Genomic DNA, 13,919 nt, shown 5'->3' on the forward strand with positions numbered 1-13,919 from the left:
CCTACAGATCCGGGATCGGCAGGTCCAGATTCGGTGCGATGATCCCGCCGTCGACCTCGAGCACCTTACCGGTGACGTACGAGCCGGCCGCCGAGGCGAGATAGAGCGCTGCGGCGGCGATGTCGTCCGGATCGCCGAGTCGGTGCAGCGGTGTCGCATCCTCCACCGCCGACCGCATGCCGTCGTCGCCCGCGACGATCTCGAGCGCCGACGTCAGGATCGACCCCGGCGCGATGCCGTTGACGCGGATCCGCGGGTTCAGATCCATCGCCGCGACCTTGGTGTAGTGCGCGAGCGCGGCCTTCGCGGTGCCGTATGCGGCAAACGCACGGCCGGGCAATCGGCCGACCGTCGAGGTGATGTTGATGATCGAGCCGCCGTCGTCGTTGGCCAGCAGGTGCGGCACCGACGCCACCACCAGTGCATGCGCGGTGGTGACGTTGAAGTCGAACGCCGCGGTGAGGTGTTTCGGCTTGGTGTCGAGCAACGGACGCGGCAACGCCCCGCCGACGTTGTTCACGACGATGTCGAGTCGGCCGAACTCGTCGACGGCGGCCTGGGCCAGGCCGGCCACGGCATCGAGGTCGCTGAGGTCGGCGACCACCACCTTGGCGCGACGACCCGCCTCCCGGATGCGGGCGGCGACCTTGTCGAGTTCGGTCTCGCTGCGCGCCGAGATCACCACGTCGGCACCCGCCTCGGCGAACGCGACGGCGATGGCCGCCCCCAACCCGCGGCCCGCGCCGGTCACCACGGCCACCTTGTCGTCAATACGGAATCTGTCGAGGATCACGCAGTCGAGCATGCCATCGATTCGGCAAAACTGGAACACGTTCTAGAAAGGTTGCCTCAGTAGGCGCTGCCCGCCGTCACGACCGCGATCAGCTCCTCGCCGGCCACGAAGTGCCGGATGTTCTTCGCGAGCCACGGCGCCATGGTGCGCGTGAGCCCCGACGACGGGTTCGCGACGTGCGGCGTGATGATGACATTCGGCATCGACCAGAGCGGGTCGTCGCCGGCGGGCGGTTCCGGATCGGTGACGTCGAGGGCCGCACCCGCGATTCCACCCTCACGGAGTGCGGTCACCAGCGATGTCTGATCGATGAGGGGTCCGCGCGCGACGTTGACGATCCAGGCATGGGACGGCAGTGCGGCGAGGGAGTCGGCGTTGATGAGGTGACGCGTCTCGGCCGTCGCCGGGGCGGCCAGCACCACATGATCCGTCTGCTCCCACACCTCGGCGAGCCGTTCCGACGGCACGGTCAGGGCGGCACCCTCGACGGGCCGGCCGGAGCGGTTCACCGCGATGACCCGCGCACCGCTCGCGGTCAGCCGCGGGATCAGCGATGCCGCGATGCCGCCGGCACCGATGATGGCCACGGTCGAGCCGTGGAGCGACCGCACCGCGGTGTCGATGGGCTGCTTGTCCCAGTGCCGCAGCACGGCAGTGTTGATCTGCCGCAGGCCGGCGAGCAGCAGCGCCAACGCATGTTCGGCGACGTTCTCCGCGTAGAAGCCGGACGCGTTGGTCCACCGGCGCCGGTCATCGATGATCCCCGCCGAGACGTACTCCTCGATACCCGCCGTCTTGAGGGCCACCCACTCGATGTGGTCGGGCAACTCGGGGAAGTCGTCGACGATGCCGATCCACACCAGCACGCGCGCCTCGTCCAACCCGACGACCCGTCCGCCGGCCTCTTCGACCGCGGCGACCAGGTGCTCGTCGTGATTCGGTTCGATGGCGACGGGCAGTGCAGCGGCAGCGGGATCGCTCATCGCCGCGACCCGGCGATCTCGCGTGCGGCGGTGGTGGCCAATTCGTCGGCGATCTCGTTGTAGTGGTCGCCCGCGTGCCCCTTCACCCATTTCCAGGTGACCTCGTGCCGCTTCTCCTCGTCGATGAGGCGACGCCACAGATCCGCGTTCTTCACCGGCTTCTTGTCGGCGGTCTTCCAGCCGTTGCGCTGCCAGCCGGCGACCCACTTCATGATGCCGTTGCGCACATAACTCGAGTCGGTGTACAGGATCACGGTCGACGGCTTCGTCAGTGCCGCAAGGCCCTCGATGGCGCCGGTCAGCTCCATCTTGTTGTTCGTGGTGTCCGGGTCCGAGCCGGAGATCCGCTTCTCCTTGTCCCGGTAGCGCAGCACCGCGCCCCAGCCGCCGGGACCCGGATTGCCCAGGCACGCGCCGTCGGTCGAGATCTCCACGACGTCGGTGGTGGCCCCCTCCGGCGCCCCCGCGTGGGTCACGATGTCGATCTTCGGGTCGTCGAAGGCAGCGTCCGTCACGCAACGAAGGGTACTGCACCCCGATCGCCGCGAACGGTCCCGCGGTGTGCGCGCAGCCCTGCCGCGAACCTGTATCGGACACTAGGGTGGACGCATGCAGACCTGGGACCCGGACCGCTACCTGCAATTCTCCGACGCCCGTGCCCGACCGTATCTCGACCTCATCGCGCAGATCCCGACGTCACCGTCGACGATCATCGATCTCGGTTGCGGTCCAGGCCATCTCACCCGCCATCTGCGCGCACTCTGGCCCGAGGCGCAGGTCCTGGGGATCGACTCGTCGCCCACCATGATCGATCAGGCCATCCGGGAGAACACCGATGCGCTGGCCAACTACGACATCGCCGACGCCGCCGAGTGGACGCCGGACATGCCCGTCGACCTGATCGTCTCCAATGCGATGTTCCAGTGGGTGCCCGACCAGTTCAGCGTCATCGACAGGTTGCTCGGCCATCTCAACGAGGGCGGGGTCTTCGCGCTGCAGGTACCCGACAACAGCGACTCCGCCACGCACCGGTCGCTCGCCGAGCTCGCCGAGGACCCGCGGTTCGCCGATCGGCTGCACGACGTGCGCCGGATCTCGAGCCTCGGCGCCGCGGAGTACCTGGCCTTCTTCACCGAACGGGGATTCTCGACCAACGCGTGGTCGACGACCTACATGCATGTGTTGCACGGCGACGATCCCGTCTACGACTGGATCTCCGGGACGGCGGCGCGCCCGTATCTCCTGGCCCTCGAGGACTCCGACCGGGAGACCTTCGTCGACGAGCTCAAGGAACGGCTGAGGCAGGCCTATCCGGCGAAGTCATGGGGCACGGTGCTGCCGTTCCGGCGGACCTTCGCGGTGGCCGCGCCGTCGTCGTGATCACCGTGGCGCGTTCGCGCTGACGCGCTCCGGCCGACGTCGCAGCACCGACGGCATCCGGGCGTCGAGGACCACATAGGCCACCGCCAACACCAGCCCGAGCACCACCACGAGCAGCGCGTTCAGCAGCGCGCGTCCGTACCCGACGTCGGTGACGTCGAGGAACGGATACGGGTACCAGTCCGTGAAGGCACCCTGGACGAAGATGTAGACGAGCCAGATGACCGGCAGGACGAACGCGCCGGGAACGGTCGAGAAGGTGAACGTCGGGCGCGGGCCGAAGACGAGCCATGCGAGCACGAACGCCCACGGTGAGAAGTAGTGGAACCCGAGGTTGGCGATCTGGGCGGCACCGGTCAGATGCACCTGGGTGGAGAGGACGACCTCGAACACGATGCCGGTGATCGTGATGGCGAGCAGTGCGTTCAGCCAGGCGATCCCCCACAGTGATCCGCGCCGGAGCGGATCGATGATGAACAGCACACTCACGATGAGCACCACGATGTTGCTGTCCACGGTGAAGTAGCTGAACAGCCGCCACAGGCGCACGGGAATGCTGATGGCCTCACCCGTCTCGCCCGAGTTGGCGTCCGCGCCACCGGTCACGATCAGCCAGAGCTGGATACCCAGCGAGAGCGCGATGACGGCCGCGATCGCGGCGTACCACCCGCGGCTCGCGGCCATTCGGCCCGCCTGGCCGGGCTCCTCGGTGCCTGGTCGATCCCGTCCGGAGGTCATCACCCCATTGTTCGACAGGTCATCGGGTTCCGGGCCGGATCCCGGTGTAGACCCCCTCGGGTCGGAACCGCAGTTGCCGTTCGCCGAACTCCTCGATCGCGTGCGCGACCCAGCCGACCATGCGGGCCAGCGCGAAGATCGTCTCCGCAGCATCGGGCCGCATCCGGTAGCGCAGGGCGATTGCCGCCAGTGCGAGGTCGGAGTTGATGAACGACGTCCCGCTCAGCCGGCGCCGGATCTCGTCGACGGCGGGCAGCACCCGTCGGTCGCCGCCGCCGGATCGACGGAGCATCTCCACGAGGAACTCGGCGCGGGGATCGTGGTCTCGATACACCACGTGGCCGGTCCCCGGGATGGGGTTGCCCAGGTAGAGCTGTTCGGCGACGGCCGCCGCCGGATCGGCGAGTGCGCCCTCGAGGAATCGGTGGGCCAGGGTGGTCGCTCCCCCGTGCACCGGACCGTCGAATGCGCCGAGGCCCGCGCCGAGAACCGCATAGACGCTCCCGCGCGCGCTCGCCGCGACCCGGGCGGCAATTGCGCCGGCCGAGAGGTCGTGATCGGCGAGCAGGATCAACGCCGCACCCAGCACCGCGACCTTTCGTGCGGTGGGTGGCTCGGTCGTCAGGCACGGCCACAGTCGCGCGGCGATCGATGCCGTCCCCGGGTCGTCACCGTCGCCCAGTACGTCGACCGCGGCGGCGATGACGGTCGATGCCGTGACCGCGACCGTCGACGGGTCGCGCTGATGACGGCCCTGGTCCCGCGCACCGAGGACGTCCACGGTCAGCCGGATGAGGTCGAGTCCGCGCGCGTGCGGTCCGCCCGCCGCCCGGATCGCGGTGCGCACCGAGGCGTCGGTTGGCGCCGACAGCCACGAGATGTCGCTGTCCCACAAGAGATTCGCCACCTCTTCGAAGCTCGACCGACCCGCCAGGTCGACCGCGTCGCGTCCGCGAAAGAAGAGGCGGTCGTCGTGCAGGAGGGTCAATCGTGTGTGGATGCGCTCGACGACCCCCGCGGGCGCCCGCCGTGGCCGGCCCGCGACGATCGCCTCGACCTCGTCGACGGCGAACACACTTCCGTCGACACCATCGATCCGCACGCTCGTCATCCGTCCCCGGCTGACATAGGCGTACACGGTGGCGACCTTCACCCCGAGCAGCCGCGCGACCTGATCGGTCCGCAGATAGTCACGGCCGTCGTGGTGGATCGGCTTCGGGAAACGTCGGGTGTGCGCTCGGGCCATATGTTGATGAAATCAACATTGACCGGCTGGTTCAACATCGCGCATCGTGGAGGAGCGGCTCACCGAACCGGTTGGGGCCGAATGTGAACGAGGAGTCGAGATGGACCAGCTGATCGCGCCGGAAGGACTGGCGAACGTCGTCGTCGCGGCCACCGAGATCGGTGATGTACGAGGCGACGAAGGGTTCTATCACTACCGCGAGCACTCGGCCGTCGACCTCGCACGGACCCGGACCTTCGAGGAGGTCTGGCATCTCTTCGTCCACGGCGGACTGCCCGATTCCGCGCAGCTCGACGAATTCCGTTCCGTCACCGCCCGATTGGGTGATCTGCCGGACGAACTCGGTGGCCTGTTGCGTACCGTCGCCCTGCTCGGCGACGAGCGGGACACCCTCGCCGGCCTGCGTACCGTGCTGTCGGCGGCCGGTCCGGCCACACATGTCGCACCGCTCTGGGACAGTGCGCCGGAGACCATCCGCCGCGAGTCCCTGCGGGTGGCCGCACTCACGCCGACGATCCTGGCCGCGCTGCACCGGATCCGGATGGGCGAGGAACCGATCGCACCCGATCCCGACCTCTCGGTCGCGGCAAACTGGCTCCATCAGGTCACCGGCCACCTGCCCGACCCGGTGCACGTCCGCGCCGTGGAGCAGTACCTGATCGCCACCGTCGACCACGGATTCAACGCGTCCACCTTCACCGCCCGGGTGATCGCGTCCACCGGCGCCGACATCTATGCGGCGGTCTGCGGGGCGATCGGCGCCTTCTCCGGACCACTGCATGGTGGGGCGCCCGACCGTGCGCTCGAGTCGCTGGACGAGATCCGACGACACGGGGATGCCACCGTCTGGGCTCGCGAGCAGGTCGCCGCCCATCGTCGGATCATGGGTTTCGGCCACGCCGTCTACCGGACCGTCGATCCGCGATCGGAGCTGCTGCGGTCCATCGCGATCGAGTTGGGCGGTCCCACCGTCGACCAGGCCGTCGACGTCGAGCGGCAGGTCGTCGAGGTGCTGCGTGAGGCCCACCCCGATCAGCCGCGTTACGCCAACGTCGAGTTCTACGCCGGGGTGGTGATGGACGCGTGCGGCATCCCGCGATCCATGTTCACGCCGACCTTCGCGGTGAGCCGGGTCGTCGGATGGTGCGCGAACATCGCCGAGCAGGCGCAGTCGCGCAAGATCATCCGGCCCCGGGCGAGATATGTCGGTCCGGCACCGCATTGACGGTGTCCGGGTAACGCCTGCATCTCGGTTCGGACCACAACCTGTGGACATTCGACCGCTTCTGCAACACTGGCAACACTGTCCAGGTCCGCAGGGGGTCCACCCATGTCCAGATGGCGCATGCTCGTCACCGGCGCAACCGTCGCCGCGCTCGCCGTCACCGGCACTGCGCTCGTGTCCGCCCCGGCGCACGCGTCGATCTGCAGCGCGGTCGGGTTCCACGGCGGCGACGTCGGCAGCACCGGCAGTTCCGGGTCCAGCGACATCGGCCTCGGCAGTATGGACTTCGGCAGCTACCGTGCCGATGGCAAGAAGCCACAGGGTCCGCTGGTCAAGCTGCGCGGGGCGAGCACGGCGATCCAGTGGGTCACCGGACCACGCAGCCCCAACCGCACCGACCGGCGGTTCTCCATCACCTCCACCGATGTCGGCGTGCCGTGGGACAACGGTTCCGGCCAGGTGCTGATGGCATTCGGCGACACCTGGGGCAAATGCGCCGGGCAGATGGTGTGGCGCCACAACACGATGCTGCGCAGCAACGGCGCCGCGAACCTCGACAAGGGGATCACCTTCCCGAACGCCATTCCGGGTTCGATCCGCTCGGGCGCCTCGGTCACCCCGCAGCATCCGACGTTCGCGCAGCCGATGCTCAACGCGATCGCGGTCCGCAACACCGAGGTGGGCAAGATCCCGACCGGCGGCATCTCGATCAACGGCGTGCAGTTCATGAGCTACATGTCGATCCACAAATGGGCCGGACCAGGCCGGTGGGTGACGAACTACTCGGCGATCGCCGTCTCCCGCGACAACGGGCAGACCTGGGCGACCGACAACAGCACCATCCGGGCGAATCTCGAACTGACCGTGCCCGGTGTCAGTCAGATCGCCCAGGGCCACGGCCGATTCCAGATGGGCGCGTTCCTGCGGTCCGGCGGCTACATCTACCAGTACGGCACGCCCAACGGGAGATTCGGTGCCGCCTTCATCTCGCGCGTGCGGCCCGCAGGCATCCTGAATCTGAACAGCTACGAGTACTACCGCGGGGGCGGGGCATGGTCGCCGCGCCCGGTCGACGCCGCGCCCATCGTGCGCCAGCCGGTCAGCGAGATGTCGGTGGCCTACAACAACTATCTCGGCAAGTACGTGATGCTGACCGAGAACGCCGGCAGCATCATGCTGCGCACCTCGCCGACACCGGTCGGGCCGTGGAGTGGCGCCAAGGTGATCGTCCCGGCCGCGCAGACTCAAGGCCTGTATGCGCCCTACATCCACCCGCGATCGACCGGTCAGAACCTCTACTTCGTCGCGTCACGCTGGGACGACTACAACGTGATGCTGATCAAGACGGATTTGGCGAAGGTCCGCTGACCTGCGGACCGATGATTTCGCGCGGCCACCCCGATCAGCGGCGTAACGTCGGGTAGAGGATCGATCCGCACCACGCACGAGCGCCACGCTCAGTGAGGAGTGATCAATGAGTCAGCCGGTCCCACCCCCACCGCCGCCTCCGGAACCTGTGCCCGCGCCGGAACCCATCCCGGAGCCGCCACCCGAGCCGCCCATTCCCGTACCGGAGCCGGAGCCGATTCCGCAGCCCGGTCAGCCGAGTCCGAATCCCGTTCCACCCCAGCCCGATCCGCCGCCGCGGCCGACGGTCATCTGACCCGGCGCACAGCACTCGACGAACGAGGAGAACGTTGCCGCGACGAATCGTGCTGATCCGGGCGATCAACGTCGGCGGCGCCAAGCTCCCCATGGCAGATCTGCGTGCCATGGCCGAGGAACTCGGCGCCACCGACGTGTCCACCTACATCGCATCGGGCAATCTGTTGTGTGAACCCCCGGGCGCGCCAGGCACATTCGATCGTGCCCTCGAGGCCGCCATCACCGAACGGTTCGGGTATGAGCGTGAGGTCATCAGTCGTTCCCGGGACGAGCTTGCGACCGCGCTGCAGGCCCATCCGTTCGACGTCGTCGAACCGCGGTTCTCCTACGTCTACTGCCTCACCGGAAAACCCGCCGCCGCCAAGGTCACCGACTTCGCGACGCGCGACTTCGGCGACGACGAACTGCAGGTCATCGGGAAGGATCTGCACATCCGCTACGCCGGTGGCGCCGGGGTGTCCAAGCTGACCGCCCCCGTCATCGCCAAAGGTCTTGGCGTGCAAGGCACCGGGCGCAATCTCACCACGATCCGCAAGTTGATCGACCTCGCCGACGCCGACACCTGAGGAGAACGTGGTCGGTCAGGTCGACGTCGGCGGGTCATCGGCGGCCTGCTGCCGCTGCAGCATCCGGACCCGAAGCGCGTCGTAGATCGGCTGCGAACGCAGCAACGAGGCCACCACGACCGCCATCGCCCCAGCCATCAGCATCGGAATCGTGACGGTGGTGATCGCGGTCATCTCGATGACGAGCACCAATCCGGTGAACGGCGCCCGGACGATCGCGGCGAACAGCGTCGACATCCCGACGAGCGCGAACGCGATGGTCAGATCCGTGTGCAATCCCGGCACCACGACCTCGGTGATCCGACCCGCGATGAGCCCCATCAGGGCGCCCAGCGCCAGGATCGGTGCGAAGATTCCGCCCGGGGTGCCTGCGGCGTAGGACACCGGACCCGCGACGAAACGCACCGCGACATAGAGGATGACGATCGGCAGTGCGAAGCGCTGGCCGGCCAGGATGAGATCGGCGACCGAGTCGCCGCCGCCGACGACGACCGGCTCGGCGAAGAGCAGCAGACCCACGACCCCACCGATGACACCTGCCTTCACCGTTGCCGGTACCCGGCGGATCATGTCGAAACCGTCGAGGCACAGCAGGATCAGCTTGTTGTAGTACACGCCGAGCACCCCGACGACGACACCGAAGACGGCGAAGATCGGGAGCGTGGTCAGCGAGGGGGTGTCGACCGAGACCACGTCGGTGAAGTCCCGCTCGTTCCCCAGGACCAGTCGACTCGCGCCGACCCCGATGGCCACCGCGACCATCGTCACGATCGCCTCACGCGTCCGAAAGGTCTTCGTCACCTCCTCGAAGATGAAGAACACCGCGCTGATCGGGGCATTGAAGGCAACGGCCAGACCGGTGCCGGACAGCACGGTCTGCAGCAGTCTGATCTCGTTCTGGGCGAGCCGTGCGAATCGCCCGGCGGCGGCACCGATCGCGGCCGCCATGTGGACCGTGGGTCCTTCGCGACCGAGCACCATCCCGGCCAGCCCCACCGAGAGCAGCCCGCCGACGAATCGTGCCGGAACCACCGACAGCGGTGGCGGATCCGATTCGCCGCGGTCGACTGCCTCGACGTGCTGGATTCCGCTGCCGGCCGCCAATGGCTGCCATCGTGCGATCGCGGCGGCCGCCGCGGCTGCCAGGGCGGAGATGACGATCGGGATGATCCAGCCCCACGCCGAATGGGCGTGCGCCCAGTCCACGATGTCGGCCCGCCACCGATCCATGTGTTCGAGGAGCCAGCGGAACGCCCCACCCACGAAGCCGGCGACGGCGCCCGCGAGCGCAGCGAGCACGAGGATGACCCACAGGGTGTGGCCGGTGAGGATGTCGTCGGTGACCCCGGCGTGAGCGGACGGCTCATCGACGGGACCGCCGGCCTCGTCGGTCACCGTCGGCGCCCTTCACGGTGCGCGGTCATGCGCGCGTGAGCGCCGACGTCACCTTCTCGATGTCGTCGATCTGGACCTCTTTCGGCGCCTCCCACAGTTTCTTGGGGAGTTCCTCGAGGACCCGTACGGCCGCCTCCGCCGACGACAGGCGGGCGACCTTCTCCTCGCCCTCGGACATCTCGGCCACGGCGATCAGTTTGTCGTCGAGGTCGAAGACGGCGTCGTCGAGGCGATCACGCACGGCGACGACGTCCGGGTCGTGTGGGATGGCCGGATTGGCATGCACATCGGCGATCGCGTAGCGGATTCGCTGATGGAGCAGGGCTTCCTTCGACGTCGCGGTCGTCCAATCGGCGGGCGCGCGCCCCGGCTTGCCGGGGACGAGGTCGGTCGAACGCGCGAACTTCTTCACCCGCTTGTCCGAATCCCAGGCGAACCATGCCGCGCCGCCCAGGATGAACAGCGCCACCACGATGGTGACCACGATGACGATGATTGCGATCACGCCGGTCACCTCGTCTCTGCGATTGTCGGCTGTGCCATGCCTCGACCTTAGCCGCCGCCCTCCGCGTGACCGGTCAGCGACGTGGCACCTGGCAGTAGCGCTGCACCGGCAGCCACGGGCCGAGCGACCCCAGGTCCGGCAGACTGCTGCTGGTGGTCAGGTAGCGGTTCTGCACTGCCAACGTCGCACCGAGGAATCCGCCTCGCAGGCCCCAGAATTCGACGAGATGACCCACTTCGAGACGTGCCCGCCGATTGCCGGTCCACACACTCGCGCCACCGAACTGCACCGGCTTGCTCGGCAGGACCTGTTGCCAGCCTGACCATCTGGTGCCCGCGAGCGGCACCGAGCGCCCGTTGATCAGGCGCACCACCCGAGTGCGGATGTTGGCGCCTGCTCTCGGTGACAGAACCGTGAATCCGGTGTCCCGCGCGGTGAGTCCGTTGGGTGAGACGCGGCAATCGGCCTGCTTCGCCAGCAGCACCTGACCGGTCTGACCACGTTTGATGTCGATCTGGGCGTCGGCCACCGATCCCGCGGCGAGCACCGTCGCGAGCAGCACGCCGACCGTGATGAGCAGGGCTCGGCATCGAGAGTTGTTCATGATTCGCCTCCTCGGGGCGACCCGACGACAACTACTTCGACGCTAACACCGCCGGCCTGCCCGCGGGAGATCTCTCGACGACGATTCGACTCGGTCCGGTCACGGTTCGGCGGACTCCGCGCGCAACGCTGCCGCGTTGACCCGGGTCAGCACCGAGTGCAGTTCTTCGAGGTCAGACATGTCCACCCCGAGCGCGGCCACCACGGCCGGCGGGATGTCGAGCGCCTGGGTGCGCAGTTCGCGCCCTGCATCGGTCAGCGCGATGTCGACGTTGCGTTCATCGTCGCCGCGACGGCTGCGGACCACCAGGCCGGCCGCCTCGAGCCGCTTCAACAACGGCGACAACGTGGCCGAATCGAGTTGCAGCACATGACCGATCTCCTTGACGGCACGCGGCGAGGTCTCCCACAGGGCCAGCATCACGAGGTATTGCGGATGTGTCAGGCCGAGCGGTTCGAGGAGTCGGCGATAGATCTTGAGGACCGAGCGGTTGGCGACGGCGAGGGCGAAGCACACCTGACGTTCGAGCAGCAACGGATTCTCGTCGATCGTCGCTCCGTCGCTCATTCGCCTCTCCTCTCGACCGCACGTACTACTCAGAGTCTAGAGGTGTTCGATCGTGCGCGATCGTTTCGCTCCCGCCGCCTCAGCTGCTCGGCGTCTGGAACTCTGGTTGGTCGATGATCCGCACCCAGGATCCGTCGTCCCGGCGGGCGACGACCTGTGCGCGCGCCCCGGCACCGTCGCGAGGCGGTGTGGAGGTCAGCGCCAGGTCATCGCCGAAGAACAGCGTCGGCAGTGGGGTTTCCGCGACGAATGTCGGGTTGTGGGCCAACACCGATGCCCACAGTTCGCGGATCGCCGCACGGCCTCGCGTGACCTCGCCGGGTGGATAGGCCATCACGGCGTCCGGGTGATAGAGCGAGGCCACCGCGTCGGCATCGCCGGCGTTCGAGAACTCGACGAAGAGTCGGGTGATGTCCTCGGGAGTGGTGGCCCTGTCGGGGGTGTGGTTCTCGGACATTGTCTCCTCCTGGATCTCCGGTGGTCGTGTATCCACCGTCGCGCCGATCGACGAAGAAGTCCAACTGATCTTATCTATCAGTACTATCATTCTTGCTTATGGAATTGCGTCAGCTCGAGTACTTCGTCGCGGTCGCCGCCGAATCCGGTTTCACGACCGCCGCGGCGCGCGTGCAGACCACCCAGCCCAACATCAGCGCACAGGTCCGCGCCCTCGAACGCGAACTCGGCGCCACTCTGTTCGACCGGTCCGGCCGGCGGGTGAACCTGACCGAAGCCGGTCGTGCCGCACTGCCGGCCGCTCGCGATGCGCTCGCGGCGGCCGAGTCGGTGAGACAGGCGGTGGCCGACGTCAACCAGGTGTTGCGCGGCAACCTGTCGGTGGGGATGGTCGACGGGTGCACGGTCCGGCCGCTGTTCGCCACGCTCGGCCGGTTCCGCGACCGCCATCCCGGCGTCGGCCTGTCACTGATCGAAGGGGCGTCGGACGGGCTCGTCGGTCGCGTGCTGCGCGGCGAGATCGATGTCGCGCTCACGGGGTACGCCGGCGATCTGCCCGACGGCGTGGACGAACTGTGCGTCGTGCGTGAACGGGTGGTCGCGGCCTTGCCGATCGGCCATCGACTGTGCTCGAAAAATACTGTGTCCCTTCGCGATCTGGGTAAGGAACCGTTGGTGGGCCTGCCGCGCGGTGCCGGCATCCGAACCGCATTCGACCGCGGCGCGGGTGACCTGAGAATGTCGTTGGAGGCGTCGTCACCGGATGCGGTCGTCGAACTCGTCGCCGGCGGCCTGGGTATCGGCGTGCTCAGCGAGTCCATCGTCGCCGACCGCGCCGACGTCGTGGTCGGCCGTCCGATCCGCGGGGTGGACGATCCGGCGTCACTGGGGTTCGTGTGGCGCGCCCCCGCCGGTCCTGCGGTGCAGTCCTTCCTCGACCTCGCCCGCACGGAGTTCGGGTTCGACGTCCCCGTCACCTCGCGTGCCCCGGTCGATCAGGCCGTGTCCTGAACCGCGCCGGAGGCGCCCTGATCCGTGCCTGCGGCAACCTGATCCGGGCCGGTCGGCCGGCCCGCGACGAGGTCCTCGACGTCGAGTCCCCATGATCCGTAGCGGGCGTCGAACGTCGTCGCTCGTTGCGTGGCGCGGGCGAGCTTCTCCGGCGAGTAGCGCTTGCGTGCCCACCGCGACCGCGGGCGTGCGAGCCGTATCGCGCCGATCCAGGCGACGGGCGCGATGAAGGCGCCGATGGCCGCCGTCGAGTACTTGCCCTTCGCAACGCAGATCAGCAGGCAGGCAATGGCGATCGGCAGGTTCACCGACAGCACCAGGGGTCCGATCGAGACCTTGTCGCTGTCATCGGACTGCAGCGGGTTGACCCCGAGTACCGACAATCCCAGTGCGGCGATGGTGAGGCAGACGACCTGCACCGAGAGTTGTCCCTCCCTCGCCCAGTAGACGTCCTGCATGTGCAGGATGAGCGCGAACTCGTCGAGCACCAGCGACGTCCCGATGCCGATGAACACGGCACTGATCTCCGCGCCCGGCGACGACCCGTTGACGGCTACCGACACGAAGGCTCCGCCGACGGTCAGGATGATGCCGGGAACCGCGTGGTGGATGTGCACACCGCCGCGCACATTGTTCTTGAACGGGCCTTTGCCGGCGCGGATCAGCCGGGTGATCAGACGTGTGACGAGAAACGTCACCACGAAGGACAGGAAGAGCAGGAACAACGGCAGCCGCGCACCGGTGATGTCGGCCATGTCGATACGCATTGCGATTCTCGGCGCGGG

16 protein-coding genes are annotated in these 13,919 nt (G+C 68.0%); 5 read left to right on the forward strand and 11 right to left on the reverse strand.

All coding sequences use genetic code 11. The features are described 5' to 3' along the window. Position 1 precedes the first annotated feature (1 nt). The 3 genes from D7316_RS15100 to rnhA are packed head-to-tail and all read right to left on the reverse strand — an operon-like array spanning position 2 to position 2,252. Complete coding sequence (locus D7316_RS15100; protein WP_124708969.1) at positions 2 to 793, reverse strand: SDR family oxidoreductase; 792 nt, start codon at positions 791 to 793, stop codon at positions 2 to 4. Positions 794 to 849: 56 nt separating this feature from the next. Next, on the reverse strand, positions 850 to 1,776 hold the full coding sequence (locus tag D7316_RS15105; RefSeq protein WP_124708970.1) for a D-isomer specific 2-hydroxyacid dehydrogenase family protein: 927 nt from the start codon (positions 1,774 to 1,776) through the stop codon (positions 850 to 852). After that, a complete protein-coding gene (rnhA, locus tag D7316_RS15110) occupies positions 1,773 to 2,252 on the reverse strand; it encodes a ribonuclease HI (RefSeq protein ID WP_124711367.1) in 480 nt (159 codons plus the stop codon). Before rnhA ends, D7316_RS15105 begins: the two co-directional genes overlap by 4 nt. Positions 2,253 to 2,385: 133 nt before the next feature. Here rnhA and D7316_RS15115 point away from each other — a divergent pair, with 133 nt between their 5' ends. Further along, positions 2,386 to 3,156, forward strand: coding sequence for a methyltransferase domain-containing protein (locus D7316_RS15115; protein WP_124708971.1), 771 nt, complete (start codon positions 2,386 to 2,388; stop codon positions 3,154 to 3,156). Here D7316_RS15115 and D7316_RS15120 read toward each other — a convergent pair whose 3' ends face one another. Both D7316_RS15120 and D7316_RS15125 read right to left on the reverse strand, forming a co-directional pair. Next, a complete protein-coding gene (locus tag D7316_RS15120) occupies positions 3,157 to 3,894 on the reverse strand; it encodes a Pr6Pr family membrane protein (protein ID WP_124708972.1) in 738 nt (245 codons plus the stop codon). A 19-nt stretch (positions 3,895 to 3,913) separates the two neighbouring features. Continuing rightward, positions 3,914 to 5,140 carry a citrate synthase gene (locus D7316_RS15125; protein WP_124708973.1) on the reverse strand — a complete coding sequence of 409 codons (1,227 nt, stop codon included), beginning with the start codon at positions 5,138 to 5,140 and terminating at the stop codon, positions 3,914 to 3,916. Between the two features lie 100 nt (positions 5,141 to 5,240). Here D7316_RS15125 and D7316_RS15130 point away from each other — a divergent pair, with 100 nt between their 5' ends. The 3 genes from D7316_RS15130 (at position 5,241) to D7316_RS15145 (ending at position 8,596) form a co-directional block, all read left to right on the forward strand. Next, entirely contained in the window at positions 5,241 to 6,365 is a 1,125-nt protein-coding gene (locus D7316_RS15130; RefSeq protein ID WP_124708974.1) for a citrate synthase, read from the forward strand. A 105-nt stretch (positions 6,366 to 6,470) separates the two neighbouring features. Continuing rightward, positions 6,471 to 7,733 (forward strand): DUF4185 domain-containing protein, encoded by a 1,263-nt coding sequence (locus D7316_RS15135; protein ID WP_124708975.1) that lies wholly within the window; start codon positions 6,471 to 6,473, stop codon positions 7,731 to 7,733. 329 nt (positions 7,734 to 8,062) lie between these two features. Continuing rightward, positions 8,063 to 8,596 (forward strand): DUF1697 domain-containing protein, encoded by a 534-nt coding sequence (locus D7316_RS15145; RefSeq protein ID WP_124708977.1) that lies wholly within the window; start codon positions 8,063 to 8,065, stop codon positions 8,594 to 8,596. Positions 8,597 to 8,611: 15 nt separating this feature from the next. On the opposite strand, the gene D7316_RS15150 is transcribed toward D7316_RS15145, so the two are convergent. The 5 genes from D7316_RS15150 to D7316_RS15170 all read right to left on the reverse strand — a co-directional run bounded on the left by D7316_RS15150 (position 8,612) and on the right by D7316_RS15170 (position 12,124). After that, positions 8,612 to 9,991 carry a ClC family H(+)/Cl(-) exchange transporter gene (locus D7316_RS15150; RefSeq protein WP_232016924.1) on the reverse strand — a complete coding sequence of 460 codons (1,380 nt, stop codon included), beginning with the start codon at positions 9,989 to 9,991 and terminating at the stop codon, positions 8,612 to 8,614. A gap of 25 nt (positions 9,992 to 10,016) precedes the next feature. After that, positions 10,017 to 10,496, reverse strand: coding sequence for a hypothetical protein (locus D7316_RS15155; protein WP_124708978.1), 480 nt, complete (start codon positions 10,494 to 10,496; stop codon positions 10,017 to 10,019). Positions 10,497 to 10,569: 73 nt separating this feature from the next. Next, positions 10,570 to 11,100 carry a hypothetical protein gene (locus D7316_RS15160; protein ID WP_124708979.1) on the reverse strand — a complete coding sequence of 177 codons (531 nt, stop codon included), beginning with the start codon at positions 11,098 to 11,100 and terminating at the stop codon, positions 10,570 to 10,572. A gap of 99 nt (positions 11,101 to 11,199) precedes the next feature. Further along, positions 11,200 to 11,667: a MarR family winged helix-turn-helix transcriptional regulator gene (locus D7316_RS15165; protein ID WP_124708980.1), complete on the reverse strand. Its 468-nt coding sequence runs from the start codon at positions 11,665 to 11,667 to the stop codon at positions 11,200 to 11,202. 79 nt (positions 11,668 to 11,746) lie between these two features. Further along, entirely contained in the window at positions 11,747 to 12,124 is a 378-nt protein-coding gene (locus D7316_RS15170; protein WP_124708981.1) for a YybH family protein, read from the reverse strand. Between the two features lie 98 nt (positions 12,125 to 12,222). Here D7316_RS15170 and D7316_RS15175 point away from each other — a divergent pair, with 98 nt between their 5' ends. Next, the gene (locus tag D7316_RS15175; RefSeq protein ID WP_124708982.1) at positions 12,223 to 13,134 is read left to right on the forward strand and encodes a LysR family transcriptional regulator; all 912 of its coding nucleotides are present in this window, start codon (positions 12,223 to 12,225) and stop codon (positions 13,132 to 13,134) included. Here the strand turns inward: D7316_RS15175 and D7316_RS15180 are convergent. Continuing rightward, positions 13,119 to 13,901, reverse strand: a complete 783-nt coding sequence (locus D7316_RS15180) for a hypothetical protein (protein ID WP_124708983.1) — start codon at positions 13,899 to 13,901, stop codon at positions 13,119 to 13,121. The two genes, D7316_RS15175 and D7316_RS15180, sit on opposite strands and share 16 nt — an antisense overlap. Positions 13,902 to 13,919 lie beyond the last annotated feature (18 nt).

Source organism: Gordonia insulae, assembly GCF_003855095.1.
Lineage (GTDB): Bacteria > Actinomycetota > Actinomycetes > Mycobacteriales > Mycobacteriaceae > Gordonia > Gordonia insulae.